Here is a 25,478-nt window from a genome sequence, read left to right on the forward strand (position 1 = left end):
TGGGAACAGGCCTGCTATGTGCGCCATATCGTGGCGTCAAGACAACGCCAAAATGATGGAGACCGGCTGATTTGACCGTTGTTATATTCCTTTCTTCCGTCCCCGCCGTCCCGTGCGTGGCGATATGAGCACCGGCATGACGCGCGCGTTGCTGCGCCGGCTGCCGGTTGGCGCACCGACAGACGATGCGGGGCTGAAACGCGTTCTGGGCGCGGGCAGCCTTGTCGCCCTTGGCGTCGGGGTCACGATCGGGGCGGGCCTGTTTTCGCTGACCGGCATCGCGGCAGGCAGCAATGCAGGGCCTGCCGTACTCATTTCCTTCGTGCTGGCGGCCATGGCGTGCGCGTTTGCCGGACTGTGTTACGGGGAACTGGCGGGCATGATCCCGGCGGCGGGCAGCGCGTATGTCTATGCCTATGCATCCCTTGGCGAACTGGCGGGCTGGATCATCGGGTGGGACCTCGTTTTGGAATATACGGTGGGGGCATCGGCCGTATCGGTCAGCTGGGCGCGTTACATGCGCTCCCTGCTGGATGAATGGGGCATCCACCTTTCGCCCCGCCTCATGGCGTCGCCGTTCGAAGTCGTGGGCATGGTGGATGGACAGCCCGTCCACGGTATCGCCAACCTGCCGGCCGTGTTCATCATCGGGGTGCTGTCGCTGCTGCTCATACGCGGCATTTCCGAATCAGCGCGGCTGAACGCCATCGTGGTGGTCATCAAGCTGGTGATCATCGCCGCCGTGATCGGGTTCGGACTGCCCTATATCAAGACCGCCAATTATACTCCGTTCATTCCCCCCAACACTGGCGAGTTCGGGCATTACGGCCTGTCTGGCATCCTGCGCGCGGCGGGCACGATCTTCTTTGCCTATCTGGGGTTTGACGCCGTTTCCACCGTGGCGCAGGAAACACGCAATCCCGGGCGCGACATGCCCATCGGCCTGATGGGCAGCCTTGCGATCTGCACGTTTATCTATATCGCCTTTTCTTTCGTGCTGACGGGGCTGGTCAATTACCGCGACATGATCGGGGATGCCGCCCCCGTGGCCACCGCCATTGACCAGACGCCGTTTGGCTGGCTGAAGGCAGCTGTCAAGCTGGGGATCATATGCGGGTTCCTGTCGGTCATCCTCGTCCTGCTGCTGGGACAGAGCCGGGTCTTCTTCGCCATGGCGCGGGACGGGCTGCTGCCACCCATGTTCGGGCGCACGCATGCGCGCCTGGGCACGCCGGTCGCGTGTCACCTGTTCTTCATGGGAGTGACGGGGGTGCTGGCCGCCTTCCTGCCGATCGAACAGCTTGCGCACATGACATCCATCGGCACGCTGCTGGCCTTTGTCATCGTCTGCGTGGGGGTTATCGTGCTGCGCGTGCGTGAACCCGACCGCCCGCGCGTCTTCCGGGTGCCCGGGGGGGCCGCGATCCCGGTTGCGGGAATCATAAGCTGCGGGGTCATGATGCTCTCGCTGGACGGGCTGACATGGCTGCGGCTGGTTGTGTGGCTTGCGATCGGGCTGGTGGTGTACGCAGTATACGGCATACGCCACAGTCGGCTGGGCGCCGTCATGCCTGCCATGCGCCCGAAGCGCTGAACACCGGGCAGGTTACCGGATCATAATTTGGCACGGGGGCGCTGCAGGATCATAGTCGCCCCGTCCCTTGATGGAGTTGGATTGGATGAATATCGGTCAGTTTCCCCAAACAAGGCTGCGCCGTAACCGGCACGACCGGTTTACGCGGCGTCTGGTGTCAGAAAACACGCTATCGACCGATAACCTGATCTGGCCGATTTTCGTGACCGAAGGCACGGGATCAGTCACCGATGTCTCCTCCATGCCCGGCGTGCAGCGTGTCAGCCTCGACCGGCTGGCTGCGCATGTGGAACCCGCGGCGAAGCTGGATATTCCTGCCCTTGCCCTGTTTCCCATCACGCCCGCCAGCCTGCGTGATGAAGCAGGCACTGAAGCCACCAACCCCGACAACCTGATGTGTCGGGCGGCGCGCCTGCTGAAAAAGGAATTTCCAGAAATCGGCCTGATCGGCGATGTGGCGCTGGACCCCTATACCAGCCACGGCCATGACGGACTGATTGAAGACGGTTACGTGGTCAATGATCCATCCGTCGATATTCTGGTGACACAGGCCGTCAACCAGGCAGCCGCCGGGATCGACATCATCGCCCCGTCCGACATGATGGATGGCCGTATCGGGTCGATCCGTACCGCGCTGGATACGAGCGGTCTGGTCAACACCCGCATCATGTCCTACGCCGCCAAATACGCCAGCGCCTTTTACGGCCCGTTCCGTGATGCGCTGGGGTCCGGCGGGCTGCTGACGGGCGACAAGAAAACATACCAGATGGACCCCGCCAACACGGACGAAGCCCTGCGTGAAGTCGCGCTGGACCTGCGCGAAGGCGCGGACATGGTCATGGTCAAGCCAGGCATGCCCTATCTGGATGTCATCCAGCGCGTGCGGGCGGAATTCGCGGTGCCGACCTTCGCCTATCAGGTATCGGGCGAATACGCGATGCTGATGGCCGCGATCCAGAATGGCTGGCTGGACCGTGACCGCGTGATCATGGAAAGCCTGATGGCGTTCCGCCGCGCGGGCGCCAGTGGCGTCCTGACCTATTTCGCGCTGGACGCCGCCCGCCTGCTGCGCGCCTGACCACGACAAAAGCATGCGCGCGCAGCCGGATAGTTGATGCCTGCAACAGGAAGAATATGATAACCGTATAGGCATACGGGCAGTCTGTTTTTCCTGTTTGCTGGGCTGCTGCTTCCTGTTTCCCGGCTGGTGAGAGCGCATGACCTATACATCGCCACGGCATCCACAGCTGTTCTATACGACGGCGCCCATGCCCTGCCCCTATCTTGCAGGACGGATGGAACGCAAGGTTGTGACCGAAATTGGCGGACCGGACGCCGTGCCGTTCCACAACCGTCTGTCGCGCGCCGGTTTCCGCCGCAGCCACACCATTGCCTATGCCCCGGTCTGCGCAAGCTGCACCGCATGCACGCCCATACGCGTGCCCGTGGCGCGGTTTACCCCCAGCCGCACGCAGCAGCGCGCCCTGCGCCGCAATGCCATGTTACACGCCACCCGTGTCCCGCCCACGGCCACGCCCGAACAGTTCACCCTGTTCAGCGCCTATCAGCAGACCCGGCATGAAGGCGGGGACATGGCGTCCATGACGTTTCCCGACTACCGCGCCATGATCGAGGATACCCCGATCGAGACCTTCATGATCGAATTCCGCGATGCTGAAGGCAGGCTGGCCTGTGTCGCGCTGGTGGACCAGCTCGATGACGGGCTGTCGGCCGTCTATGATTTCTATGATCCCGCGCTCCAGAAACGTTCACTGGGTACGTTCGCGGTGATGCATCTGATCGACTATACCCGCACGCTTGGCCTGCCCTACCTGTATCTGGGCTACTGGATCAGCGAGAGCCGGAAAATGGCCTACAAGGCCCGCTTCCGCCCGGCCCAGATCATGACGCGTGGCGTCTGGCACGATCTGGACCCGGCCCATTACGAAGCACGTGAAAGCGCCTTCCTGCCGGACGGACTGTTCCGCCCGGTGGAATGACCCCGGTCAGGCGCGCGGTTTGCGGGTTGCCCATGCGGGTGCTGTTTTGCCCATATCCGCCCGCTTGCCCACATAATCCTTCAGGTCCGCAAATGAACGGGTGCGGGCCGGATCGGGCCATGCAACCCCCTCGGCTGCCGTAAACACGACTGCATCCCGCAGGCCGCCGTCCTTGTATTTCTGCACGATCACCCCAAGGCCGCGCGTCATTTCAGGCAACTGGTCCAGCGGGAAGACCAGCATGCGCCGGTTCTGGCCAATCACCAGCACATGGTCACCCGCAGCGGGGACGCAGACCTGCGCGCTTTCGCCGTCCTTCAGGTTCAGCACCTGCTTGCCGGTACGCTTTTCCGCCGTCATGGCCGATTCAGCCACCACCATGCCGCGGCCCGCGCTGGACACCAGCAGGCGCTTGCGCGCGTCCTCGACCGGGAACATCGTAATGATGTCCTCATCGTTGGACAGGTCGATCAGCAGCCGCAGGGGCTGACCATCACCGCGCCCACGCGGCAGATCCCCCACACGCAGCGTAAAGGCGCGCCCATCGGTTGCAAATACGCACAGCCGGTCATTGCTGTGGCACTCAACCGACATGCCCGGACCGTCGCCTTCCTTGAATTTCAGCGCCTCCGGGTCCTGTCCATGTCCGCGCACGGTCCGGACCCATCCCTTCTGCGACAGGATGACCGTCAGCGGATCACGTTCGACCGGCAGGGCGGCCTCGACATCGATTTCAACCGGCGCATCCGCCAGCAGGCTGCGTCGCCTGCCCAGCGCACCACTGCCAAAGGTTTTCTGGATGTCCCTGATCTCGGACGCGATACGCTTCCACCGCAGCCCCTCCTGCTCCAGCAGGTCGTGCAGGGACTGTTTTTCCGCGCTCAGCTTTGCATGCTCCTCGCGGATTTCCATTTCCTCAAGCCGCCGCAGGCTGCGCAGGCGCATGTTCAGGACGGCCTCCGCCTGCAGTTCCGTGAGATCAAAGGTTGCGATCAGCGCCGCCTTCGCATCGTCCTCCTCGCGGACAATACGGATCACTTCATCAAGGTTGAGATAGACCGCAAGGAACCCGTCAAGGATTTCCAGACGACGGTTGACCGCCGCCAGCCGGTTGGCGCTGCGGCGCTGCAATACGTCATGGCGATGATCAAGCCACGCCTGCAGCACGTCCTTCAGGCTACGCACGCCCGGCACCTGGTCCGCGCCCAGCACGTTCATGTTCAGGCCGAAGCGGCTTTCCAGTTGCGTTGCGCGGAACAGGGTTTCCATCAGCACCGCAGGTTCGATCCCGCGTGACTTGGGTTCCAGCACCAGCCGGATGTCCGTGGTGCTTTCATCGCGGATATCGGCCAGAAGGGGCAGCTTCTTCTGCTCCATCAGATCCGCGATCTGTTCGATCAGGCGCGATTTCTGCACCTGATACGGAATTTCGCTCACCACGATCTGCCATGTGCCGAAACGCCCCTGCTCCACATCCCATTTCGACCGGATGCGGAAGGAACCGCGTCCCGTCTCGTAGGCACGCGCAATGGCGTCGCTGTCTTCCACAATGCTGCCCCCCGTGGGGAAGTCCGGGCCGGGCATATGTTTCAGCAGTTCGGCCGTGGTCATGGCCGGCCTGCGGATCAGGGCAAGGGCAGCGGCACAGATCTCGCCCACGTTATGGGGCGGGATGGAGGTCGCCATGCCCACCGCGATGCCCGCCGCCCCGTTGGCCAGCAGGTTGGGAAAGGCCGCGGGCAGGACGACGGGTTCCTGTTCCTCGCCATCATAGGTGGGACGGAAATCAACGCAGTCCTCACCGATTCCTTCCAGCAGGGCCTTGGCCACTTCGGTCAGGCGGGATTCGGTGTATCGCATGGCGGCGGCGTTATCACCGTCGATCGAGCCGAAATTGCCCTGCCCTTCCACCAGCGGATAGCGGACGGCAAAATCCTGCGCCAAGCGCACCAGCGCCTCATAGACCGAAGCATCGCCATGCGGATGGTATTTACCGATCACGTCGCCCACCACGCGGGCGCATTTCTTGAACCCGGCAGACGGGTCCAGCTTGAGCTGCTGCATCGCATAGATCATGCGACGGTGCACCGGCTTCAGCCCGTCGCGCACATCCGGCAGCGAACGCGACATGATCGTTGACATGGCATAGGCCAGGTAACGTTCGCTCAGCGCATCGGCCAGCTTGGTATCTTCAATATGACCGGCTGTTGTGTCCACAGGCATGCAATCTCCCTCCCGCAGGTGAACAGATAGCGAAACTTTACGCTTTGTCCAAGGCTCGTACTCAGTCTGTAGCGGTCGTGGTGGCGTCAGGCGCGGCATCTGGCGGGGAAATGTCCGCCTCCCGCGCGATCATGTCCAGCAGCCTGCACCGGGCTTCGGGCACGGGGCGATGACGCTGCCCAAAGGCGTCACGTTGCAGGAAGTGACCCGTCAGGCGCAACCCGTCATACCAGTCCACCGGCGTGCCAACCTGATCGGGATGCAGCACGAAACCGGGCAGCGGCAGCAGGCGGCTGCGCCATTCCCCCGCCCGTTCGTCCGATACCGCCCGCCCGGTACGCGGCGATACCCAGCGCAGGTCGTCACGGCTGCCACCAAGGGCGCAGTGGCCCAGGTCCAGCCCGAAGCCGAGTTCGGACAGCAGCAGCAGTTCCCAGCGCACGATTTCGGGCATGGCTTCGGCTACTGCCCATTGAGGGTCAAGGCTGATCCGCGCCAGCAGGCTGGTCAGCCCCTGAAATACGGCGGGGTGGGGTTCGCGTTCGGGCAGGCAGCCATCGGCCAGCGCACACAGCGAGGCCAGCATGGCCAGCGGCAGCGGGTCGTCCAGTATGCGGGCGGCGGATGCGTGGACCGTCTCTGCCGTGATGTTACCCAGCTGTTCAGGCAGGCGGGCGGTCCAGCGCGCGCGCACAAGGTTCCCCGTCTGCCAGACCGGGCGGCCCCGTCTGGATGATCCCCCACGGGCCAGACCATGATACAGCCCCTGCTCACCCGTCAGGACATGCACGATCGCGCTGCCTTCCCCATACGGGGTGGCGCAAAGCACAAGGGCGGGTGCTTCCCATTCCATCAGGAAGCACCCGCCCTTGCGAAAAGAAAACCGGAAACCGGCAACGTGATCAGTTGCCGGCAGCCTTTGCCACTTCAGCGGCAAAGTCGTTTTCTTCCTTCTCGATGCCTTCACCCAGCTGGAAGCGGTCGAAACCGGTCAGCTTGGCGCCAGCCTTTTCCACGATCTTGCGCACGCGGCTTTCGCCATCATGCACCCAGACCTGCTCCAGCAGCACAACTTCTTCATAGAACTTGCGGATACGGCCATCGACCATCTTTTCAATGATCGCATCGGGCTTGCCCGACGCCTTGGCCTGTTCCACCAGCACGGCGCGCTCACGCTCAAGCGCCTGCGGGTCGACACTGTCCACATCCAGCGCGGCAGGACGGGTTGCGGCAACATGCATGCCGATACGGCGACCAAGGTCTTCCATCGCTTCGCTGGCAGTCGGCGCCTCAACGGCAGCCAGCACGCCAATCTTGCCCAGACCCGGGCTTACGGCGGAATGAACATAGGTCGCGACCACACCCGACGGCACGCTCAGCACGCGCGCACGGCGGATGGACATGTTTTCGCCAATGGTGGCGATCAGGTGCGTCAGTTCATCGGCAACGCTGCGGCCGCTTTTCAGCACGGCGGCCTTCAGCTTTTCCAGATCGTCGCCAACGTTCAGCGCTGCATGCGCCACTTCGGAGACGAAGTTCTGGAAATGCTCGTTGCGGGCAACGAAGTCGGTTTCGGCATTGACTTCGACCATGGCGGCCTTCTTGTCAGCCTGCGCCACGCCAACCAGACCTTCCGCCGTAACGCGGCCGGACTTCTTGGCGGCAGCCGACAGGCCCTTCTTGCGCAGCCAGTCGATCGCGCCCTCAATGTCGCCTTCGGCCTCGTTAAGGGCCTTTTTGCAATCCATCATGCCCGCGCCGGTCTTCTCACGAAGTTCCTTGACGAGGGCTGCGGTAATCTGCGCCATTATCCTGATACTCCTCACGACAGGCGCACGCCCCGCATCGCTGCAGGGCGTGTCCTTGCTGTGTCAGTTACGCCGGGGGGCCTGTTCAGCCCCTGCCAGCGTTCATTTTCATTCCGCGCTTGCGGCGGCTTCCGTCACGGCCGTTTCCACGGCGGGGTCGACCGGCAGTTCCTCGGACGCGCCGAAGTCTTCGCCCGACGCACCCAGCTCGGCGGAGATACCGTCGAGGACAGCGGACGACACCAGTTCGCAATACAGGGCAATGGCGCGGATGGCGTCATCGTTGCCCGGGATCGGATAGGTCACGCCACGCGGGTCGGAGTTGCTGTCCAGCACGGCTACAACCGGGATGCCCAGCTTGTTGGCTTCTTCAACCGCCAGCTTTTCCTTGTTCGTGTCGATCACGAACAGGATGTCCGGCAGACCGCCCATTTCCTTGATGCCGCCGAGCGAACGCTCCAGCTTCTCACGGTCGCGGGTGATGTCCAGGACTTCCTTCTTGGTCAGGCCCTGGGTGCCGTTTTCCAGCATGTCGTCAATGCCGCGCAGGCGCTTGATCGAACCGGTGATGGTCTTCCAGTTCGTCAGCATACCGCCCAGCCAGCGGTGGTTGACGTAGTACTGGCCGCAACGCTTGGCGGCTTCCGCCACCTGATCGGCCGCAGCGCGCTTGGTGCCGACGAACAGCACGCGGCCACCACCGGCCACGGTGTCACGGATCGCCTTGAGCGCACGGTCCAGCATGGGAACGGTCTGCTGCAGGTCGATGATGTGAACCTGGTTGCGCACACCGAACAGGTACGGCGCCATGCGCGGGTTCCAGCGGCGGGTGTGGTGACCGAAGTGCACGCCGGCTTCCAGCAACTGGCGCATTGTGAATTCAGGCATCGCCATGTCGGCTAAATCCTTGTGTCTGGTTTATCCTCCGTGAAGCACGCCCTGTTTTTCAAGGACACCAGAGGTATCGGCTTCACGTGCGAATTGACCCCAACGTGGGACCGTGGCGGGATATGGCCGTTTTTGGCGCGTATTGCAAGGGTGCTGTGGGCGTGAAGTGCATCGTGATGCAACTTTTCACCGGTCGGCCGGTTGCCCCGTGCAAGGGATGGCGATCATCCGGGGTGCTATCGCGCCCAGACCGTAACCTGAATATCTGAGGAATCACGACATTATGGCGATCACGAAATTTGCGACCGCACACTGGTCAGGCGGGCTGAAGGACGGCAAGGGCGAAATCTCGACCCAGAGCGGTTCGCTCAGGAACCAGCCCTACGGCTTCAATACCCGTTTCGAGGATAAACCCGGCACCAACCCCGAGGAACTGCTGGGCGCGGCCCACGCCGCGTGCTTTGCCATGGCGCTGTCGGGCATTCTGGGTGGCGCGGGTCTGACAGCCAGTTCACTGGATGCAAAGTCCGAAATCGTGCTGGACAAGCAGGGCGAAGGCTTTGCCATCACCCATGCGAAACTGACGCTGGAAGCAGAAATTCCGGGTACTACCGAAGCGCAGTTCAGGGAACTGGCGGAAAAGGCAAAAGCCGGCTGCCCCGTCTCGAAACTGTTCAACGCGACCATCACGCTCGACGCGAAGCTGAAAGGCTGATCCACAGGGCTGACGCGGGACGGGCATAACCCGTCCCCCACCGGTGCGACATGACGCAACCCGGGGTTTTACAGGACCACAGGCTCCTGGTTGCCCACCTGCCCACGGTGGCGCAGCAGGTGATCAGCCAGGACGCAGGCCATCATTGCCTCCCCCACCGGCACGGCACGGATGCCGACACAGGGGTCATGCCGCCCTTTGGTCATGACATCCACGTTCTCCCCATCCCGCGTGACGGAGGGAACGGGCGTCAGGATCGAACTGGTCGGCTTGACCGCAAAACGGGCCACGATCGGCTGCCCGGTGGAAATGCCACCCAGCACGCCCCCCGCATGGTTGGAGGCAAACTGCAGCATGCCGTTTTCCATGCGCATCGGGTCCGCGTTTTCTTCCCCCGTCAGGCAGGCGGATGCGAAACCGTCCCCGATTTCGACCCCCTTGACGGCATTGATGCTCATTAACGCCATGGCAAGGTCGGAATCCAGCTTGCCATAAATCGGCGCGCCCAGACCCGGCGGCACGCCTTCGGCCACGACCTCGATCACGGCGCCAGTGGACGATCCCTTCTTGCGGACATCGGCAAGGTAGTCTTCCCATACCGGCAGCATCGCCATGTCGGGACAGAACAGCGGATTGGCATTCACCATTTCCCAGTCCATCCGTGCGCGGTCAACCGCATGCGGCCCGACCTGCACCAGGGCGCCACGGATGCTGATCCTGTCGCCCAGCACCTTGCGCGCGACGGCCCCGGCCGCGACCCGCATGGCCGTTTCCCGCGCGGACGAACGCCCGCCGCCACGATAGTCACGGATGCCGTATTTCATGTCATAGGCGACATCGGCATGGCCGGGACGGTACCGGGTGGCGATATCGCCATAATCACGCGAACGCTGGTCGGTATTGCGGATCACCAGTGAAATGGGGGTGCCGGTCGTATGCCCCTCGAACACACCGGACAGGATCTCGACCCGGTCGGCTTCCTGCCGCTGCGTGGTGAATTTGGACTGTCCCGGCCTGCGACGGTCCAGCCATGGCTGGATGTCCGCCTCTTCCAGGGCGACACGGGGCGGACAGCCATCAATCACGCAGCCAATGGCCGGGCCATGGCTTTCGCCCCACGTGGTGACACGGAACAGGTGACCAAAGGTATTGTACGACATGGGGACAGACTTCCCGCGATCAGTTGCCCGCGACCGTGATATCCGGCGCGGTGGGGTTTTTCATGCCGACAATATGGTAGCCGGAATCAACGTGATGGATTTCCCCCGTCACGCCACCCGACAGGTCGGACAGCATGTACAGGCCGGCGCCGCCCACTTCTTCGAGCGAGACATTGCGTTCCAGCGGAGAATTGTACTGGTTCCATTTCAGGATATAGCGGAAATCGCCAATGCCATTGGCCGCCAGCGTCATGACCGGCCCGGCGGAGATACCGTTGACGCGGATGCCGTCACCACCAAGGTCGACCGCCATGTACCGCACCGATGCCTCCAGCGCCGCCTTGGCCACACCCATGACATTGTAATGCGGCATGACACGCTCGGCCCCCAGATAGGTCAGGGTCAGCAGCGACCCGCCGGGGTTCATGATGGCGGCCGCGCGCCGGGCGACGGCGGTGAAGGAATAGCACGAAATGTCCATCGCCTTGAGGAAGGCGTCACGCGGGGTATCGACATACCGCCCGCGCAGGAACTGCTTGTCCGCCCAGCCAATGGCGTGAACGAGGAAGTCGATCTTTCCCCATTCCTTCTCGATCGCGGCGAATGTCGCATCCATGGCGGCGTCATCGGTCACGTCGCACGGCAGGACCAGGGTCGACCCCACGGTTTCGGCCAGCGGGCGCACGCGCTTGCCCAGTGCTTCCCCCTGATAGGTGAAGGCCAGTTCGCCCCCCTGTTCCGCCACGGCGCGTGCAATGCCCCAGGCGATGGAGCGGTCATTCGCCACCCCCATGACAAGGCCCCGTTTGCCCTTCATCAATGAACCCTTGATGGAGATTTTGGGCGCGCCGTCTGACATGCTGGTATCCTTAATGGTAAATGACGGATGAAATTTCGGCCTCGTGGTTGCACAAGCTGCCGTTTTGGACAAGATGCCGATTGCGGTAATTCTAGCCAATAATTGTCACATAGTAACTTACCTTATGTTTCCATATGTTTCGTATCCCTGCGTCGGCCGGTCCGGGTGCAGGCCGGTACAAGGCATACAGCGTGACGGAACCCCGATCCCATGACCTTTCCCCTGATCGATCTTGACGCCGATCCGTTCGACCTGTTCGCCGCGTGGATGCGTGACGCGACCGCGCACGAACCCAACGACCCGAATGCCATGGCGCTGGCGACCGCCACGGCTGACGGGCGGCCATCAGTGCGGATGATCCTGCTCAAGGGTGCGGACCGGCGCGGTTTCGTATTCTATACCAACCTCAACAGCCGCAAGGCGGCCGAACTGAAGACCAACCCGTACGCCGCCCTGCTGTTCCACTGGAAAAGCATCCGCCGCCAGATCCGTATCGAAGGTGCGGTGGAACCCGTCACCGCGGCGGAAGCCGATGCCTATTTCGCCAGCCGCAGCCGGGTGTCGCGTCTGGGCGCCATTGCGTCGAACCAGTCCCATCCCCTGCCCGACCGCGCCGTGTTCGAGGCGGCGGTGGCGGAACTTGAAGCCCGCTATCCGGATGCAGACGCCCCCATTCCCCGCCCCGCCAACTGGAGCGGCTTCCGCGTCGTGCCGCAGCATTTCGAATTCTGGCAGGACCGCCCATATCGCCTGCATGACCGGGCCGTATGGGACCGGACGGTCAATGGCTGGGCGACCGAACGCCTTTATCCCTGAACTTAACGCCGCCTGATCCGTTTTCCGTGCATACGGGGCGTGCCGTACCTGCCTTGCGGGCCATGCGCATTCCCCATGAACGGAGGAGGAGGCGTTGAATGTGCATACGCAGGATATTGCTGCCCCTGGGCGGAATGAGCCATGCGGAAAGCGCGCTGCATGCTGGCGGCGTGATCGCCCGCATGTTCGACGCCCACCTGGCCGTGCTGCACGTGGGCACGGACATGCAGGAAGTCGGGCCGCTGGTCGGTGAAGGCCTGTCCGGTGCGATGGTGCAGGAAATGATCGCATCTGCCCTGAAGGAAAGTGCGACACGCCTGCATGGGGTGCGGGGACTGTTTGACAAATTCGTTCATGATGCGGGGATTCCGGTCGTCGCGGTGGATTCCCCCCTGTCGCCGGTGGGCGCGCATGGCCTGTCCGCCAGCTTCATCGCCCATAGCGGCCATACCCGCAGCGTGGTGTCGTTCCAGGCGCGGCTGTCCGATATCGTGGTCCTGCGCCAGCCCGACCCGGATGGGGATGTCTCGTCCTCGGACACGCTGCATGCCATCCTGTTCGAAAGCGGGCGCGGGGTCGTTATCGTGCCGCCCGTCGCCCCGCCCACAATCGGGAAACGGATCTGCATTGGCTGGAATGGCACGTCGGAAGCCGCATCCGCCATCCACCACGCGCTGCCCCTGCTGCGCCGGGCGGAAGCGGTGCATATCCTGCACAGCCCGGCCTATCAGCGCCCCGGCCCGGAAGCCCGGCATGTCCGGTCATTTCTGGCATTGCATGGCATCATGACCAATATTCACGAATTCGGCAGTGATACACGCCCCGTGGGCGAAGACATGCTGGCCACCGCCCATGACCTGGGCGCGGACATGATGGTCATGGGGGCGTATTCCCACTCCCGCCTGCGTCAGATGATTCTGGGCGGCGTCACGCGGCACATGCTGGAAAACAGCGATATTATCGTTGTCATGAGCCGCTGAGGCATACGATACCCCCATATTCCGCGCCATTTTGGTTCCCCGTTTTACAATGCGCATATTTCTGTGTGTAAATGCCGGACTTCGCCTTGATTTTACACCGCGCGGGGATTAGGTGTGACTTGAAAAGAACGCCAAAGCCTAGTGTAAAATCTGGTCTGGGGGAGATTATGCGCATCAACGCGGATATTATGGCAGAACTGAAGCAGGCGGGGGAAAATGCCCCCGAGGTGCTTCGTGTCGCCCTAACGCGGCTGCGCGGTCGCATTGCGCTTGTTTCATCCTTTGGCGCTGAATCCGCCGTGATGCTGGCGCTGGCAGCGGAAATCGATCCCGCCGTTCCGGTGCTGTTCCTTGAAACGGGCCAGCATTTCCCCGAAACGCTGGCCTACCGGCAGGAACTGGCCCGCGTGCTGGGCCTGCGTGACGTGCGCGACCTGCACCCCGCCCCCGGCCAGATCGAACGCCGCGACCCCGAAGGTCAGCTATGGGCCTTTGACCCAGACGCCTGCTGTGCATTGCGCAAGGTCGAGCCGCTGGATGAAGCCATGATCCCCTTTGACGCGTGGATCACGGGACGCAAGCGCACGCAGGCCGCGACCCGGCAGGGCCTGCCGGTGGTGGAGGACGCGCCGGGGGGCAAGATCAAGATCAATCCGCTGATCAGCTGGACGCCGCGCGAACTTGACGCCGAAATGACACGCCGCAACCTGCCGCGACACCCGCTGACGCTGCGCGGCTATCCCTCCATCGGGTGTGCGCCGTGCACGCGGCCCGTGGCCGAAGGCGAAGACCCCCGCCAGGGTCGCTGGGCCGGGCAGAGCAAGACGGAATGTGGTATCCATGTCCGCAGGGCGTCCTGAACCGGAACACCCCCTTACCGGCCATGCCGAGGCCGCCAGTTTCCCTGTTTTCTTTCCTGTTACGGAAGGTCTGTAATTCCATGGACGATCTCGACCAACTAGAAGCGCAGAGCATCTTCATCCTGCGTGAAGCCTACCGGAAGCTGAAGCCACTGGCGATGCTGTGGTCGCTGGGCAAGGATTCCAACGTCATGCTGTGGCTGGCGCGCAAGGCGTTCCTTGGCCGCGTGCCGTTCCCGGTCATGCATGTGGATACGGGCAAGAAATTCCCCGAAATGTACCAGTTCCGCGACGAATATACCAAGAAGTGGAACCTTGAACTGCTGCTGGGCGACTGCCCGCCGGTGGAAGACATCGACCCCACCCTGCCGCCTGCCGCGCGCTCGGCTGCGCGCAAGACCGCTGGCCTTGCCGCGATGATCGACAGGTACAAGCTGGCAGGCGTGATCGCGGGCATCCGCCGTGATGAACAGGCCACCCGCGCGAAGGAACGCGTGTTCAGCCCCCGTGGCGCTGGCCACAAGTGGGATGTGCGCAACCAGCCGCCCGAATTCTGGGACCAGTACGCCACCCCGCACGAACCCGGCATGCATGTGCGCGTCCACCCGCTGCTGTCATGGCGCGAAATTGACATCTGGCGCTATGTCGAACGCGAAGGCATCCCGCTGGTTGACCTGTATTTTGCAAAGGACGGCAAGCGCTACCGCTCGCTGGGGGACCAGGACATCACCAGCCCGGTGGAAAGCAACGCGACAACCGTGGCCGAAGTGATTGCCGAACTGGAAACCTCGCGCACATCCGAACGCGCGGGACGCGCCATGGACCATGAATCCGAGGACGCGTTCGAACGCCTGCGCGTGGCCGGCTACCTCTGATCGGACAGGACGGAGTTATATTACAATGAGTACAATCCCGACCCCTGCCCCGCAGGAAGCCGCCACCCCCATCGTGATCGTGGGCCATGTCGACCATGGCAAGTCCACCCTGATCGGTCGCCTGCTGTATGATACCGACAGCCTGCCCGACGGGCGTGTCGCGCAGATCATTGAATCCAGCAAGAAGCGCGGCCTGGCGGTTGAATGGAGCTTCCTGCTCGACAGCCTGCAGATTGAACGTGACCAGGGCGTTACCGTCGATTCCACGCGCATTCCCTTCCGGCTGGGCACGCGCCAGTTCGTGATCGTGGACGCGCCGGGCCACCGCCAGTTCCTGCGCAACATGATCACGGGCGCCGCCGATGCCGAAGCCGCCGTGCTGGTGGTGGACGCGAATGAGGGTGCGCAGGAACAGACCCGCCGCCATGCCATGCTGCTGCGCCTGATCGGCATCCGCCATGTCATCGTGCTGATGAACAAGGTCGATATCCTCGATTACGACCAGCAGAAGATCGAAGCGGCCGAGCGTGATGTCACCGCCCTGCTGCACCAGCTTGAAATCGAGCCGACGGTGTTCGTCCCCGCCTCTGCACGCGAAGGCGACAACATGGCGTCGCGTTCGGACAAGATGCCGTGGTACAAGGGCCCGACCCTGACCGAGGCGCTGGCCGCGGTCCCCGCCCCGTCCTCACGCGCTGACCTGCCGCTCCGCCTGCCGGTGCAGGATGTCTACCGCTTCGACACCAAGCGTATTGTCGTGGGCCGTATCGAACGTGGCCGCATCCGCGTGGGTGATGAGATCGTGATCGGCACGCAGGGCGCGCGCGCGCGCATCGCCACCATCGAAAGCTGGCACACTGCACCGCAGGTCGCGGCCGTCGCGGGGCAGTCCGTGGCCGTGACGCTGGAACCCGATGTCATTCCCGACCGTGGCGATTTCCTGTATCCCGCATCCGCTGCACCGCTGCGTGCCGCGCGCATCCGCACCCGCCTGTTCTGGCTGCGTCAGGAACCGCTGCGCGTGGGCGAAAGCTTCAGGCTGCGCCTTGCCACGGCGGAACATCAGATCACGGTGGCGGCCATCGATTCCGTGGTGCGGCTTGAGGACCTGACCGAACACCCCGCTGAGGAAGTCCCGCCCGAAGGCTTTGCCGAAATCACGCTGGCGGTGTCCGAAACCATGCTGTTCGACCCGTTCGTGCCCGGCACGTCGGACGGACGCGGCGTGCTGGTGGACCGCAACCAGCAGATCGTCGGTGGCGCGCCGCTGATCGGGGTTGCCGAAAGTGTCGCTGGCCGCAACGCCATCCACCCGACCGGCAGCGCCGTGTCGCTGTGGGACCGTGCGCGGGCGAAAGGCCACCGTGGCGGCGTGTTCTGGATGACCGGCCTGCCGGGCGCGGGCAAGAGTACACTGGCGCGCGGGGCGGAAACGCGCCTGTTCTCCCGCGGGATCGATGTATCGGTTCTGGATGGGGATACGCTGCGTGCGGGCCTGTGTTCGGACCTTGGCTTTTCGGAAGCGGACCGTCGTGAAAACGTACGTCGCGCCGCCGCCGTGGCCCGCATCCTTGCGGAAAGCGGGCAGGTCGTGATCGTTGCCCTGATCTCGCCCACCATTGCGGACCGTGAACTTGCCCGCCAGATCGTGGGTGAGGGTTTTCATGAAATCTTCATCGACACGCCGCAGGCCACGTGTGAACAGCGTGACCCCAAGGGCCTGTATGCTGCCGCCCGCGCGGGCAAGATTGAAGGGTTCACCGGCATCGATGCGCCGTACGAAGCCCCTGTCAGACCTGACCTGCGGCTGGAGACGGCCAATGCGTCAAGCGACGAGACGGCTGCACGCCTTGCCGCCTTCATTGGCGATGAAATCCGCCTTGATGAGGCGGCCCAGCGCCAGAAATCCTGATGCCCGCAGGGTCAGGCCGCCCTTGGTGGCGGCCTGGCCCCATGCAGGACCGGGTTTAGGATCATGGGCGCCAGTTTACATGTCTGGCGCCTTTTTGTACCAGTCACGGCGTATTACGCCTGTTGCCTGGAAAGGATCGGTTCACAAGTGGATGTCAGGAACAACCGCCGGGATACGACCGGCGCCAGCGTCATTACCGCCAACCGACTGCTTGATGGCCGTACTGTCTGGCTGACGCAGCAGGGATGGTCGGAACAGATCGCCCATGCCCGTATTTTCGACAATGCAGACGTGGAAGATGCGATAAAGCAGGCCAAGGCTACGCCGGATGCCCGGAAACTGGTGGGTATCTATGGCGTGCAGCTGGACCCGTCGGCTGCTGGCATATCCCCGTTGACCATGCGTGAGCGCATCCGTGCGTTCGGACCCAGCGTCCACCCCGATTTTGCCCCTGTGGAGATATCCCATGTCCACTGACACCGCGACCCTGCCGGTTGGCCGGTATGCCTATGACCAGGTGGACCGCACCTTCCTGTCCCAGCGCGTGGCGCAGTTCCGCGAACAGGTGAACCGTCGCATTGCAGGCGACCTGAGCGAGGACGAATTCAAGCCGCTGCGCCTGATGAACGGCCTGTACCTGCAGCTGCATGCCTACATGCTGCGGGTTGCGGTGCCCTATGGCATGATGGGGTCCGACCAGATGCGCGCGCTGGCCCATATCGCGCGCACGTATGACCGCGATTACGGACATTTCACCACACGGCAGAACGTGCAGTTCAACTGGATCCGGCTGGAGGATACGCCCGATATCCTCGAACATCTGGCCCGCGTGAACATGCATGCCATCCAGACCAGCGGCAACTGCATCCGCAATGTCACATGCGATGAATTCGCGGGGGCGGCCGCCGATGAACTGCTGGACCCGCGCATCCATGCGGAAATCCTGCGCCAGTGGTCCACGCTGCACCCGGAATTCTCGTTCCTGCCACGCAAGTTCAAGATCGCCATCAGCGGCAGCCCGCATGACCGCGTCGCGGCCCGCTTCCATGATATCGGGCTGGTCGCCCGTCCCGGCCCGCAGGGCCGGCCGGTGTTTGACGTGTTCGTGGGCGGCGGGCTTGGCCGCACGCCGATCATTGGCGTGCAGTTGCGCGACAACCTGCCCGAAGAGGACCTGCTGGCGTATCTCGAGGCGATCGTGCGCGTGTATAACGCCTATGGTCGGCGCGACAACATGTACAAGGCCCGGATCAAGATCCTTGTGCAGGCGCTGGGTGTCGAGCAGTTCCGTGAAAAGGTCGATGCGGAATTCGCGCTGATGAACCGCGCGGATTACCGGCTTGACCCCGCCATCGTGGACGGCATCCGCGCACGCTTCGGCATTCCCGACCTGGTGGCCCCTGCTGACGCGGCACAGAATCTGGCCGCCGATCGCAGGGCAGACCCGGCCTTTGACCGCTGGGTACGCACCAACACCCATCCCCACCGCAATGACGGGTTCATCTGCGCCGTGGTTTCCGTGAAGCCTGATGGCGGCATTCCCGGTGATGTCACGGCGGACCAGATGGACCTGATCGCCGATCTGGCCGATGGCTGGTCGTTTGGTGAAATCCGCGTCACCCACATGCAGAACGTGGTGCTGGGCCATGTGCGCAAGGACCGGCTGCGTGACCTGTGGCACAGACTGGTCGCGGCCGGTCTGGGCACGCCCAATATCGGACTGGTGGGCGATATCATCGCCTGCCCCGGTCTGGATTACTGCGCGCTGGCCAATGCCCGGTCCATCCCCATTGCGCAGAAGCTAAGCGCCCGCTTTGCCGATCCCGAACTGCAGGAACGCATCGGCAGGCTGAACATCAACATATCGGGCTGCATCAACGCCTGCGGGCACCACCATGCGGGCCATATCGGCATCCTTGGCGTGGACAAGCGCGGCGAGGAATTCTTTCAGCTTACCCTTGGTGGCTCGGCTGGCAATGACGTGGCCATTGGCCAGATCATCGGCCCGGCGCTGCCGGAAGATGAAACGGTCGACGCCATCGCCCGGCTGATCGATACCTATCTGGTGCTGCGTCAGGGTGACGAGCAGTTTATCGATACGTACCGGCGTCTTGGCGCCGCCAGCTTCAAGGATGCCGTCTATGCCCCTGCTTGAGAATGGCCATATCGTGGATGACGCCTGGGTCACGGTCACCGGGGATGACCCCATTCCCGCGACGGGCGCCGTAATCGTGCCCTTCGCACGGCTGGAGGAAGGTCTGGCGCGCGCGGGCGATACACCGCTGGGTGTCACCATCGGGCCGGATGTGGATGTGGCCCTGCTGCGCCCTGCCCTGCCGCGCCTTGGGCTGGTGGCGGTCACGTTTACCTCCTTCCGCGACGGACGCGCCTTCACGCAGGCACGCGCACTGCGCGAACACCTGTCGTTTACGGGGGAAATCCGGGCCACGGGCAAGCCGCTGCCCGACCAGTACGAATTCATGCTGCGTTGTGGCATCACCACCGTGCAGACCGAACGGCCGGAAGCCGTCAGCGTATGGCAGCAGGCGCACGAAATCATTTCCGTCGCCTACCAGCCCTCCATCCTGCATGAACGTGCGCAGGGACTGGGGTTCCGACGCTTCGTGTCATGATCTCCCACTGGGGAAAAGGACCTGTGTCCTTTTCCCACCCGGCAGGGCGTGTTACCGCAAGATCATGCGCAAGCGTGTTTTCGGACTGATACAGCCATGACGCACCGGGACAGGATGGGCACAGCCCCGTGCGGCGCCGTCCTTGCGGCGGCATGGTGGGGCATAGCCAGCCTGCTGCCCCCCTTCCTGCGCCTGAACCTGCGCTGCCGCCTGACGCGCGGCAGGGAAACACCCGACAGCGTGCCGCAACGCCGCGGCATTGCAAGCGCCAGCCGTCCCCCCGGTCCCCTGATCTGGCTGCATGCGGCAAGCGTGGGGGAAAGCGTGGCGCTGCTGCCGGTTATCAGCCAGCTTCTTGCCATCGGCCCCACCCACACCATTGTAGTCACGACCGGCACTGTGACAGGTGCCGGGATCATGCAGGCCCGCCTGCCTGGGCTGCACGGTCATGAACGGGTCATCCAGCAGTTCGCGCCGCTGGATGTTCCGCGCTGGATCGCGCGGTTTGTCGATTTCTGGCAACCTGATGTGGCGGCACTGATGGAAAGCGAACTCTGGCCAAACCTGATCGCTGCATGCCGCAGGCGGCATATTCCGCTGGCATTGCTGAACGGACGCCTGTCTGACCGGTCGCTGGCCCGGTGGGGCATGGGGCGATGCCTGCTTGCGCGTATGCTGTCCGCCTTTTCATGGATCATGGCGCGCAGCCCTGAAGATGCGCAGCGCCTGCGGCTGGGTGGGGCTGCGCGGATCGACCTTGTAGCGGACCTGAAGGAAGCCGCACCCGCCCTGCCCTATGACCCGTCGGCGCTGGACGAACTCCACCGCCATATTGCCGGGCGTCCGGTCTGGATCGCCGCCTCGACCCATCGGGGGGAAGAAGCCGGAATTCTGGCTGCCAGCCAGCTGGTCCGCCATGCCATGCCCGACGCACTGACCATCATCATTCCCCGCCATCCCGAACGCGGGATGGAAATCGAAACCCTTGCGGGTCACCCGCTGCCACGCCGGGCGGCAGGACAGTTTCCCACGGACCATGACGCCGTATGGATATGTGATACATTGGGAGAAACGGGGCTGTTCTATGCACTTGGCGCGCCCGTCCTCATGGGAAACAGCCTGCCGGGCTGTGCCGGGGGCGGCCATAATCCGGCGGAACCGGCCCATGCCGGGTGCACGATAGCCAGTGGTCCGCAGACGGGCAATTTCCGTCAGGCCTATGCCCGGATGGGCGGGCGCGTCCATTATGTGCAGACAGCGCAGGACATCGCGCAGTGGGCCATCGCGCATGTGGGGCCACATGGTTCGGACAACACCGTACCCGCGGTTACCTCCCCGTCCGATCCCGACATTGCGCGGCAGGCTGCCTGCGCGATCGTGGCGATGGCAGGACGATGATACGCGCCCCGGCCTTCTGGTGGACTTCGCCTGACCGTCCGGGATGGCCGACCCATCTGCTTTCCCCACTGTCATGGATATATGCCGCCGCCACGGCCCGCAGGATGCAGGCAGCGGGGTGGCGTGCGCCGGTGCCTGTGCTGTGTTGCGGGAATATTGGCGTGGGTGGCACGGGCAAGACCCCGCTTGGCCTTGATCTGGCGCGGCGCGCCATTGCGCGGGGGCGGCGTCCGGCCTTTCTGTCACGCGGCTATGGGGGCAAGCTGCCTGCGGGCACGCAAGTGGACACGCAGCGGCATACCGCACGGGAGGCGGGAGATGAACCGCTGCTGCTGGCCCGTGTCGCCCCATGTTATGTCGGGGCTGATCGGGCCATTTCAGCCCGCCGGGCCATAAGCGATGGGGCGGACTGTCTGGTAATGGATGACGGATTCCAGAATCCCACGCTGCATCAGGACCTCTCCCTTGTCGTGGTGGATGGCGCGGTCGGGTTCGGCAATGGACGCGTCCTGCCTGCCGGGCCGCTGCGCGAACCCGTGGCCGCCGGCCTGGCGCGCGCCGGTGGCGTGGTCGTGATCGGCGCGGACCAGCAGGGCATGACCGCCTCCTCCATGGAAAACGGCCCCCCCTGCTATACCGCCGCGTTGCAACAGAAAGCGGATGCCGTGCCGCGCGACAGGCCCGTTATCGCCTTTGCCGGAATCGGGCGGCCTGCAAAGTTTTTTGACGGCCTTGCCCGCATTGGCATCACTCCCCTGCGCTGCATGGCATTTGCCGACCACCATCCCTATACCCTGACGGACTGCAGGCGCCTGCTGGCGCTTGCGGCACAGCAGGACGCCTGCCTTGTCACAACGGAAAAAGACGCGGTGCGCCTGCCCCCGGACATGCGGACGCAGGTCGTGACCGCAGGACTGCAGGTGGCATGGGGCACGCCCGCCATGCCGGACCACATACTTGACCTATGGCTGGGCAGAACAGACGCATGACAGCATCCATCCCTCCACGCCCCACCCGGCAGATGCGCCTTGAAGCCGCATTCGTGCGCGGATTACTGGCCATATTCCGCCGTATCGGGCCAGTGCGGGCATCCAACCTTGGCGGTTTCCTGTGCCGGGTGGTGGGGCCACGCCTGCCGGTGTCGCGCATTGCGGATGCCAACCTGCGCATGGCCATGCCGGAACTGGACGCAACCATGCGCCGCCGCGTGATACGGGACATGTGGGATAACATCGGCCGCAATGCCGGGGAATTCCCCCACCTCGCCACCCTGCCCCGTAATCCCGCCAGCGGTCCCGGCTGGGACGTGGTGGGCGAGGAACACCTTCAGGCGCAGGCGGCGCGTGGCGGGCCGACCATTTTCGTATCCGGCCATATCGGCAACTGGGAAATGCTGCCGCCTGCCGTGGCGCGGTACGGCCTGCCGTTTTCGTCATTCTACCGCGCCCCGAACAACCCGCTGGTCGACCGGATTCTGTGTGACCTGCGCGATGCGGCGATGGGACAGCCCGTGCCCCTGTTCGCCAAGGGCGCGCGCGGCGCACGCAGCGCGCTGGCGCATATCCTGAAGGGCGGACATCTGGGCATGCTGGTGGACCAGAAGATGAATGACGGCGTGGCGGCACGCTTTTTCGGTCTGCCCGCCATGACCGCAGGCGCCATGGCAGCCATGGCGATCAAGCTGCGTTGTCCTGTCATACCGGGTTATGTCGAACGGCTGGGCCCGGCGCGGTTGCGCATTCATGTCCACCCACCACTGGACCTGCCCGATAGCGGAGACCGGACTCAGGACCAGATGGACCTGACCCAGATGGTCAATGACCGGATTGAAGGCACCATTCGGCAGCATCCGGGCAGCTGGCTATGGCTTCACCGCCGATGGAATGGGCATTTGCCCAAAAATAAGCCCAATAAATAGGCAGTTATGCAACGTATTATTGCTTTTTTATCACAGGGTGATGTTTCTGCCTGTTTCTGCGGCTTTCATTCCCAAATTCAGTTTGGCAAAGCAGCCATGCAGGAATAGCGTTGTTCCTACATTGTCACACCACGACAGTCAGAGGGCCAACGGAATGCACATGATGGATCAGCAGGCTTCCGCCACCAATGTTGTTTCCCTGCGGCAGGGTTTCCTGCCCCGTCACCGCGAATACCTGATGCGCTGGCTGCAGGCGGGTGCCTGCATGGGCCTGTGTGATGCGGACATCACCAACCGCGACGAAAACGATGAAATCGACATGGACCATGTTCTGGTCTGGGTACGTGAGAACGCAAACCCTGCCTACATGGTTCGCCCCGAAGGCATGGGCTGGGTGCTGATCGACCAGATCCGTGAGCGCCCGCTTGCCACCTACCGCAGCTTCGAAGCCGCGCTGCATGCCATCCGCCCGGTACTGTCCTGCGGGGCCACTGTCGCGGCCTGACCGGCCGCGACGCGTATTACACCCCTGCCCTTATCGCGCCTAATTGGCGCTGCGGCGCAGCTTGCCTGCCGGGGGAATGACGATCCTGCTGCCACCGGAGGGCAGGATCTGGAACACTGCAAGATCACGCCGCGTCTTGCCATTTTCAAGAAAACCGAACGCGCCATCCACCCCGCCAAATCCTTCTGGCCGGGTCAGCGCCTGCACGGAATAGCCATTCGGGCTGCCTGCCGGACGGGCCTGATCCAGCGCCTTGACCAATGCTGCCGAATCATAGGTCAGGTCAGCCAGCGGCGTGGGCATGTGGTGGTACCGCGCCATGAACTGCTGCACGAAAGTCTGGCGCGTGGCCGGATCGGGGGCTGCGTACCACGCCCCCTGCAATGCCGACAGCTTGTTGGCGAAAGCGCCCCACAGCCCTGGCCCCATGATCTGCACATGCGCGCTGTCCACATGCGTCTCGGTCAGGGCGTTGATGACCATGCCCAGTTGCAGCCCCGTATCCCCCAGCAGCAGCGCATCAAATGGAGGAGCCGGGAATTCCGGCGCTGCAGCCGGCGCGGGCGGCGGCGCAGGCTGATCGGATGCCGACGGTGCCGGCGCGCTATCGGGATTGGCGGGATCAACGGCCGCATCCACCCTGGGGGCAGCCGGCGCATCGGGCGCGGCGGGCTGTGTCGTGGCGTCGGGCTGCACCACGGCGCTGGCGCGCGTTTCATAGGCGGACAGGGTTTTCAGGCCGGTGATGATGGAAGCCTGCGTGCTGTCATGGAACATGATCTGCGGGGACTGCAGGCCATTTTCCTCGCACACCTGCTGCAGCGCCTGTCCCAGCGCGCGCCCCAGCCGGTTGTCAGGCAGGAAGGCGACAAAATGCTGGCGTCCCTGCTGCCGGGCGGCCAGCACCATGCGCCGCACCTGCTGTTCAGGGGCAATGCCCAGCGTCCACACGCCCGGCTGGGCCACGGACATATCACTGGTAAACGCCAGCATGGGAATATGCGCCGCCGTGGCGATGGTGGCCGCGCGTGCCGTGTCATCCGTCGTCAACGGCCCCAGGATCAGCCCGTCCCCTGCCGTGACGGCAGCCTGCGCGGCAGTCGCGGCGGTTGCACCCGGGGCTGCGGTATCATGCACGTCCAACGGGGGCGCGGTGGGGGAATTCATGGCCATGCGGGTGGCGGTCAGCATTTCCTGACCCAGATGGGCGTTGGTGCCGGTCAGTGGCAGCAGGACACCCACGCCACGCCCGGCCTGCGGGCCACGATGGTGTCCACCGCCGCTGGCGCATGCCGTCAGCGCCGACAGGGCCAGTCCGGCAAACAATAAGCGCTTGCATGCAAAGCGCGAAGAGGCAGAATCAACATCCTGTCCTTGCATCTGGGTTCCGAATGTCTGACGCCTCATCTTCCTCGCCTTCAAAATCTCAACATGCCGCGGAACATCCGACGGACATTCCCCCCATAACGGTTCATAGCGGAGAAACGCCCCTCCGTCATGCAGGGAACGTGGATGAAACCATTGCGGTTCTGCACCGGGATGGAGAACTTATCCTTGTTTCCACCCCCATTGGCAATCTGGGCGACATGAGCCGCCGCGCGGTGGAGACACTGCAGTCCGTCGACCTGATCCTGTGCGAGGATACGCGTACCAGCGCGCGGCTGCTGCGGGAATACGGCATCCATACCCGCACCCGCCCCCTGCATGACCATAACGAGGACCGGCAGATCCCCGCGCTGCTTGACGCACTGGACGCGGGCCAGCGCATCGCGGTGATTTCGGATGCGGGCACGCCGCTCATGTCCGACCCCGGATACAGGCTGGTGCGCGCGGTTGTGGCGGCGGGCGGCCATGTGACCGCGGTACCTGGCCCCAACGCGGCAGTCATGGCGCTGACGCTGTCGGGGCTGCCGCCACATCCGTTCATGTTTTCGGGATTCCTGCCACCGCGTGAAGCCGCACGGCGCGAGGTGCTGGCACGATTGCACGCAGCGGAATGCGCTGGCCTGTCCGCCACCCTGATCTGGCATGAAGCACCGCATCGACTGGCCGAGATGCTGGCGACGCTGGCCGATGTCATGGGGGGCGACCGCCACGCCGCCGTCGCGCGCGAACTGACCAAGCGGTTTGAGGAAGTGCGCCGGGGCACGGTGGCCGAACTGGCCGCCCACTACGCGGAAAACCCGGCCCGGGGCGAAATTACCGTAGTACTTGGCCCGCCATTGCATGATGACAGCACGGCCACGGACCTGGACACCCAGCTGCGCGAGGCCCTGCGCACCCTGTCGGTCAAGGACGCGGCCGCCCTTGTGGCGGGTATTACCAGCCTGCCCC

24 protein-coding genes are annotated in these 25,478 nt (G+C 63.8%); 17 read left to right on the forward strand and 7 right to left on the reverse strand.

Translation table 11 applies throughout. The features are described from left to right. Positions 1-124: 124 nt before the first annotated feature. From B7449_RS07865 to B7449_RS07875, 3 genes are all read left to right on the forward strand, one after another. Positions 125-1,594 carry an amino acid permease gene (locus B7449_RS07865; protein ID WP_052279989.1) on the forward strand — a complete coding sequence of 490 codons (1,470 nt, stop codon included), beginning with the start codon at positions 125-127 and terminating at the stop codon, positions 1,592-1,594. Positions 1,595-1,679: 85 nt separating this feature from the next. Then, positions 1,680-2,672 (forward strand): porphobilinogen synthase, encoded by a 993-nt coding sequence (gene hemB, locus B7449_RS07870; protein ID WP_039734353.1) that lies wholly within the window; start codon positions 1,680-1,682, stop codon positions 2,670-2,672. A 139-nt stretch (positions 2,673-2,811) separates the two neighbouring features. Next, on the forward strand, positions 2,812-3,594 hold the full coding sequence (locus B7449_RS07875) for an arginyltransferase (RefSeq protein WP_048883542.1): 783 nt from the start codon (positions 2,812-2,814) through the stop codon (positions 3,592-3,594). A gap of 6 nt (positions 3,595-3,600) precedes the next feature. Here the strand turns inward: B7449_RS07875 and parC are convergent, their stop codons facing one another. From parC to rpsB, 4 genes are all read right to left on the reverse strand, one after another. Beyond that, entirely contained in the window at positions 3,601-5,817 is a 2,217-nt protein-coding gene (gene parC / locus B7449_RS07880; protein WP_039734319.1) for a DNA topoisomerase IV subunit A, read from the reverse strand. Between the two features lie 61 nt (positions 5,818-5,878). Next, complete coding sequence (gene recO, locus B7449_RS07885; RefSeq protein WP_039734355.1) at positions 5,879-6,670, reverse strand: DNA repair protein RecO; 792 nt, start codon at positions 6,668-6,670, stop codon at positions 5,879-5,881. Positions 6,671-6,719: 49 nt separating this feature from the next. Then, a complete protein-coding gene (gene tsf / locus B7449_RS07890; RefSeq protein ID WP_039734320.1) occupies positions 6,720-7,625 on the reverse strand; it encodes a translation elongation factor Ts in 906 nt (301 codons plus the stop codon). A 108-nt stretch (positions 7,626-7,733) separates the two neighbouring features. Further along, positions 7,734-8,519 carry a 30S ribosomal protein S2 gene (gene rpsB, locus B7449_RS07895; RefSeq protein ID WP_039734321.1) on the reverse strand — a complete coding sequence of 262 codons (786 nt, stop codon included), beginning with the start codon at positions 8,517-8,519 and terminating at the stop codon, positions 7,734-7,736. Between the two features lie 277 nt (positions 8,520-8,796). Between rpsB and B7449_RS07900 the strand changes: the two genes are divergently transcribed. After that, complete coding sequence (locus B7449_RS07900) at positions 8,797-9,228, forward strand: OsmC family protein (RefSeq protein ID WP_039734323.1); 432 nt, start codon at positions 8,797-8,799, stop codon at positions 9,226-9,228. Between the two features lie 68 nt (positions 9,229-9,296). Here the strand turns inward: B7449_RS07900 and aroC are convergent, their stop codons facing one another. Then, a complete protein-coding gene (gene aroC / locus B7449_RS07905) occupies positions 9,297-10,388 on the reverse strand; it encodes a chorismate synthase (protein ID WP_039734324.1) in 1,092 nt (363 codons plus the stop codon). Positions 10,389-10,407: 19 nt separating this feature from the next. Further along, positions 10,408-11,247 carry an enoyl-ACP reductase FabI gene (gene fabI, locus B7449_RS07910; protein ID WP_010513501.1) on the reverse strand — a complete coding sequence of 280 codons (840 nt, stop codon included), beginning with the start codon at positions 11,245-11,247 and terminating at the stop codon, positions 10,408-10,410. A 210-nt stretch (positions 11,248-11,457) separates the two neighbouring features. Here fabI and pdxH point away from each other — a divergent pair, with 210 nt between their 5' ends. The 12 genes from pdxH to B7449_RS07970 all read left to right on the forward strand — a co-directional run bounded on the left by pdxH (position 11,458) and on the right by B7449_RS07970 (position 23,144). Then, complete coding sequence (pdxH, locus tag B7449_RS07915; protein WP_039734326.1) at positions 11,458-12,063, forward strand: pyridoxamine 5'-phosphate oxidase; 606 nt, start codon at positions 11,458-11,460, stop codon at positions 12,061-12,063. Positions 12,064-12,197: 134 nt separating this feature from the next. Further along, a complete protein-coding gene (locus B7449_RS07920; protein ID WP_048883543.1) occupies positions 12,198-13,043 on the forward strand; it encodes a universal stress protein in 846 nt (281 codons plus the stop codon). Positions 13,044-13,210: 167 nt separating this feature from the next. Next, positions 13,211-13,903, forward strand: a complete 693-nt coding sequence (locus tag B7449_RS07925) for a phosphoadenylyl-sulfate reductase (protein WP_039734328.1) — start codon at positions 13,211-13,213, stop codon at positions 13,901-13,903. Between the two features lie 80 nt (positions 13,904-13,983). Then, positions 13,984-14,778 carry a sulfate adenylyltransferase subunit CysD gene (gene cysD / locus B7449_RS07930; RefSeq protein WP_039734329.1) on the forward strand — a complete coding sequence of 265 codons (795 nt, stop codon included), beginning with the start codon at positions 13,984-13,986 and terminating at the stop codon, positions 14,776-14,778. Between the two features lie 25 nt (positions 14,779-14,803). Next, positions 14,804-16,690, forward strand: a complete 1,887-nt coding sequence (gene cysC / locus B7449_RS07935) for an adenylyl-sulfate kinase (RefSeq protein ID WP_039734330.1) — start codon at positions 14,804-14,806, stop codon at positions 16,688-16,690. A gap of 147 nt (positions 16,691-16,837) precedes the next feature. Then, positions 16,838-17,167, forward strand: coding sequence for a DUF2849 domain-containing protein (locus B7449_RS07940; RefSeq protein WP_039734333.1), 330 nt, complete (start codon positions 16,838-16,840; stop codon positions 17,165-17,167). After that, positions 17,157-18,845, forward strand: a complete 1,689-nt coding sequence (locus B7449_RS07945) for a nitrite/sulfite reductase (RefSeq protein WP_039734335.1) — start codon at positions 17,157-17,159, stop codon at positions 18,843-18,845. Before B7449_RS07940 ends, B7449_RS07945 begins: the two co-directional genes overlap by 11 nt. Beyond that, positions 18,832-19,323: a DUF934 domain-containing protein gene (locus B7449_RS07950; protein ID WP_039734337.1), complete on the forward strand. Its 492-nt coding sequence runs from the start codon at positions 18,832-18,834 to the stop codon at positions 19,321-19,323. Before B7449_RS07945 ends, B7449_RS07950 begins: the two co-directional genes overlap by 14 nt. A 114-nt stretch (positions 19,324-19,437) precedes the next feature. Further along, positions 19,438-20,721, forward strand: a complete 1,284-nt coding sequence (locus B7449_RS07955; RefSeq protein ID WP_235721018.1) for a 3-deoxy-D-manno-octulosonic acid transferase — start codon at positions 19,438-19,440, stop codon at positions 20,719-20,721. Then, positions 20,721-21,710 (forward strand): tetraacyldisaccharide 4'-kinase, encoded by a 990-nt coding sequence (gene lpxK / locus B7449_RS07960; protein ID WP_039734357.1) that lies wholly within the window; start codon positions 20,721-20,723, stop codon positions 21,708-21,710. Before B7449_RS07955 ends, lpxK begins: the two co-directional genes overlap by 1 nt. Then, the gene (locus tag B7449_RS07965; RefSeq protein WP_039734358.1) at positions 21,707-22,639 is read left to right on the forward strand and encodes an LpxL/LpxP family acyltransferase; all 933 of its coding nucleotides are present in this window, start codon (positions 21,707-21,709) and stop codon (positions 22,637-22,639) included. The genes lpxK and B7449_RS07965 overlap by 4 nt, the downstream gene beginning before the upstream one ends. 160 nt (positions 22,640-22,799) lie before the next feature. Beyond that, positions 22,800-23,144 (forward strand): hypothetical protein, encoded by a 345-nt coding sequence (locus B7449_RS07970; RefSeq protein WP_039734341.1) that lies wholly within the window; start codon positions 22,800-22,802, stop codon positions 23,142-23,144. Positions 23,145-23,183: 39 nt separating this feature from the next. Here the strand turns inward: B7449_RS07970 and B7449_RS07975 are convergent, their stop codons facing one another. Continuing rightward, complete coding sequence (locus B7449_RS07975; RefSeq protein WP_039734342.1) at positions 23,184-24,470, reverse strand: penicillin-binding protein activator; 1,287 nt, start codon at positions 24,468-24,470, stop codon at positions 23,184-23,186. 65 nt (positions 24,471-24,535) lie between these two features. Between B7449_RS07975 and rsmI the strand changes: the two genes are divergently transcribed. Then, positions 24,536-25,478 (forward strand): 16S rRNA (cytidine(1402)-2'-O)-methyltransferase (gene rsmI, locus B7449_RS07980; RefSeq protein ID WP_408734932.1); only part of this gene is annotated, 943 nt, incomplete at its 3' end.

It is taken from the genome of Komagataeibacter intermedius TF2 (assembly GCF_000964425.1).
GTDB classification, from domain to species: domain Bacteria; phylum Pseudomonadota; class Alphaproteobacteria; order Acetobacterales; family Acetobacteraceae; genus Komagataeibacter; species Komagataeibacter intermedius.

Coding starts and splice junctions, on each gene's coding strand:
- cysC (WP_039734330.1), top strand. CDS start 14,804: ATGAGTACAATCCCGACCCCTGCCCCGCAGGAAGCCGCCACCCCCATC.
- parC (WP_039734319.1), bottom strand. CDS start 5,817: ATGCCTGTGGACACAACAGCCGGTCATATTGAAGATACCAAGCTGGCC.
- recO (WP_039734355.1), bottom strand. CDS start 6,670: ATGGAATGGGAAGCACCCGCCCTTGTGCTTTGCGCCACCCCGTATGGG.
- B7449_RS07875 (WP_048883542.1), top strand. CDS start 2,812: ATGACCTATACATCGCCACGGCATCCACAGCTGTTCTATACGACGGCG.
- hemB (WP_039734353.1), top strand. CDS start 1,680: ATGAATATCGGTCAGTTTCCCCAAACAAGGCTGCGCCGTAACCGGCAC.
- B7449_RS07955 (WP_235721018.1), top strand. CDS start 19,438: ATGGGCACAGCCCCGTGCGGCGCCGTCCTTGCGGCGGCATGGTGGGGC.
- fabI (WP_010513501.1), bottom strand. CDS start 11,247: ATGTCAGACGGCGCGCCCAAAATCTCCATCAAGGGTTCATTGATGAAG.
- B7449_RS07945 (WP_039734335.1), top strand. CDS start 17,157: ATGTCCACTGACACCGCGACCCTGCCGGTTGGCCGGTATGCCTATGAC.
- B7449_RS07965 (WP_039734358.1), top strand. CDS start 21,707: ATGACAGCATCCATCCCTCCACGCCCCACCCGGCAGATGCGCCTTGAA.
- tsf (WP_039734320.1), bottom strand. CDS start 7,625: ATGGCGCAGATTACCGCAGCCCTCGTCAAGGAACTTCGTGAGAAGACC.
- B7449_RS07900 (WP_039734323.1), top strand. CDS start 8,797: ATGGCGATCACGAAATTTGCGACCGCACACTGGTCAGGCGGGCTGAAG.
- B7449_RS07920 (WP_048883543.1), top strand. CDS start 12,198: ATGAGCCATGCGGAAAGCGCGCTGCATGCTGGCGGCGTGATCGCCCGC.
- B7449_RS07925 (WP_039734328.1), top strand. CDS start 13,211: ATGCGCATCAACGCGGATATTATGGCAGAACTGAAGCAGGCGGGGGAA.
- B7449_RS07865 (WP_052279989.1), top strand. CDS start 125: ATGAGCACCGGCATGACGCGCGCGTTGCTGCGCCGGCTGCCGGTTGGC.
- cysD (WP_039734329.1), top strand. CDS start 13,984: ATGGACGATCTCGACCAACTAGAAGCGCAGAGCATCTTCATCCTGCGT.
- pdxH (WP_039734326.1), top strand. CDS start 11,458: ATGACCTTTCCCCTGATCGATCTTGACGCCGATCCGTTCGACCTGTTC.
- aroC (WP_039734324.1), bottom strand. CDS start 10,388: ATGTCGTACAATACCTTTGGTCACCTGTTCCGTGTCACCACGTGGGGC.
- rpsB (WP_039734321.1), bottom strand. CDS start 8,519: ATGGCGATGCCTGAATTCACAATGCGCCAGTTGCTGGAAGCCGGCGTG.
- B7449_RS07970 (WP_039734341.1), top strand. CDS start 22,800: ATGATGGATCAGCAGGCTTCCGCCACCAATGTTGTTTCCCTGCGGCAG.
- B7449_RS07950 (WP_039734337.1), top strand. CDS start 18,832: ATGCCCCTGCTTGAGAATGGCCATATCGTGGATGACGCCTGGGTCACG.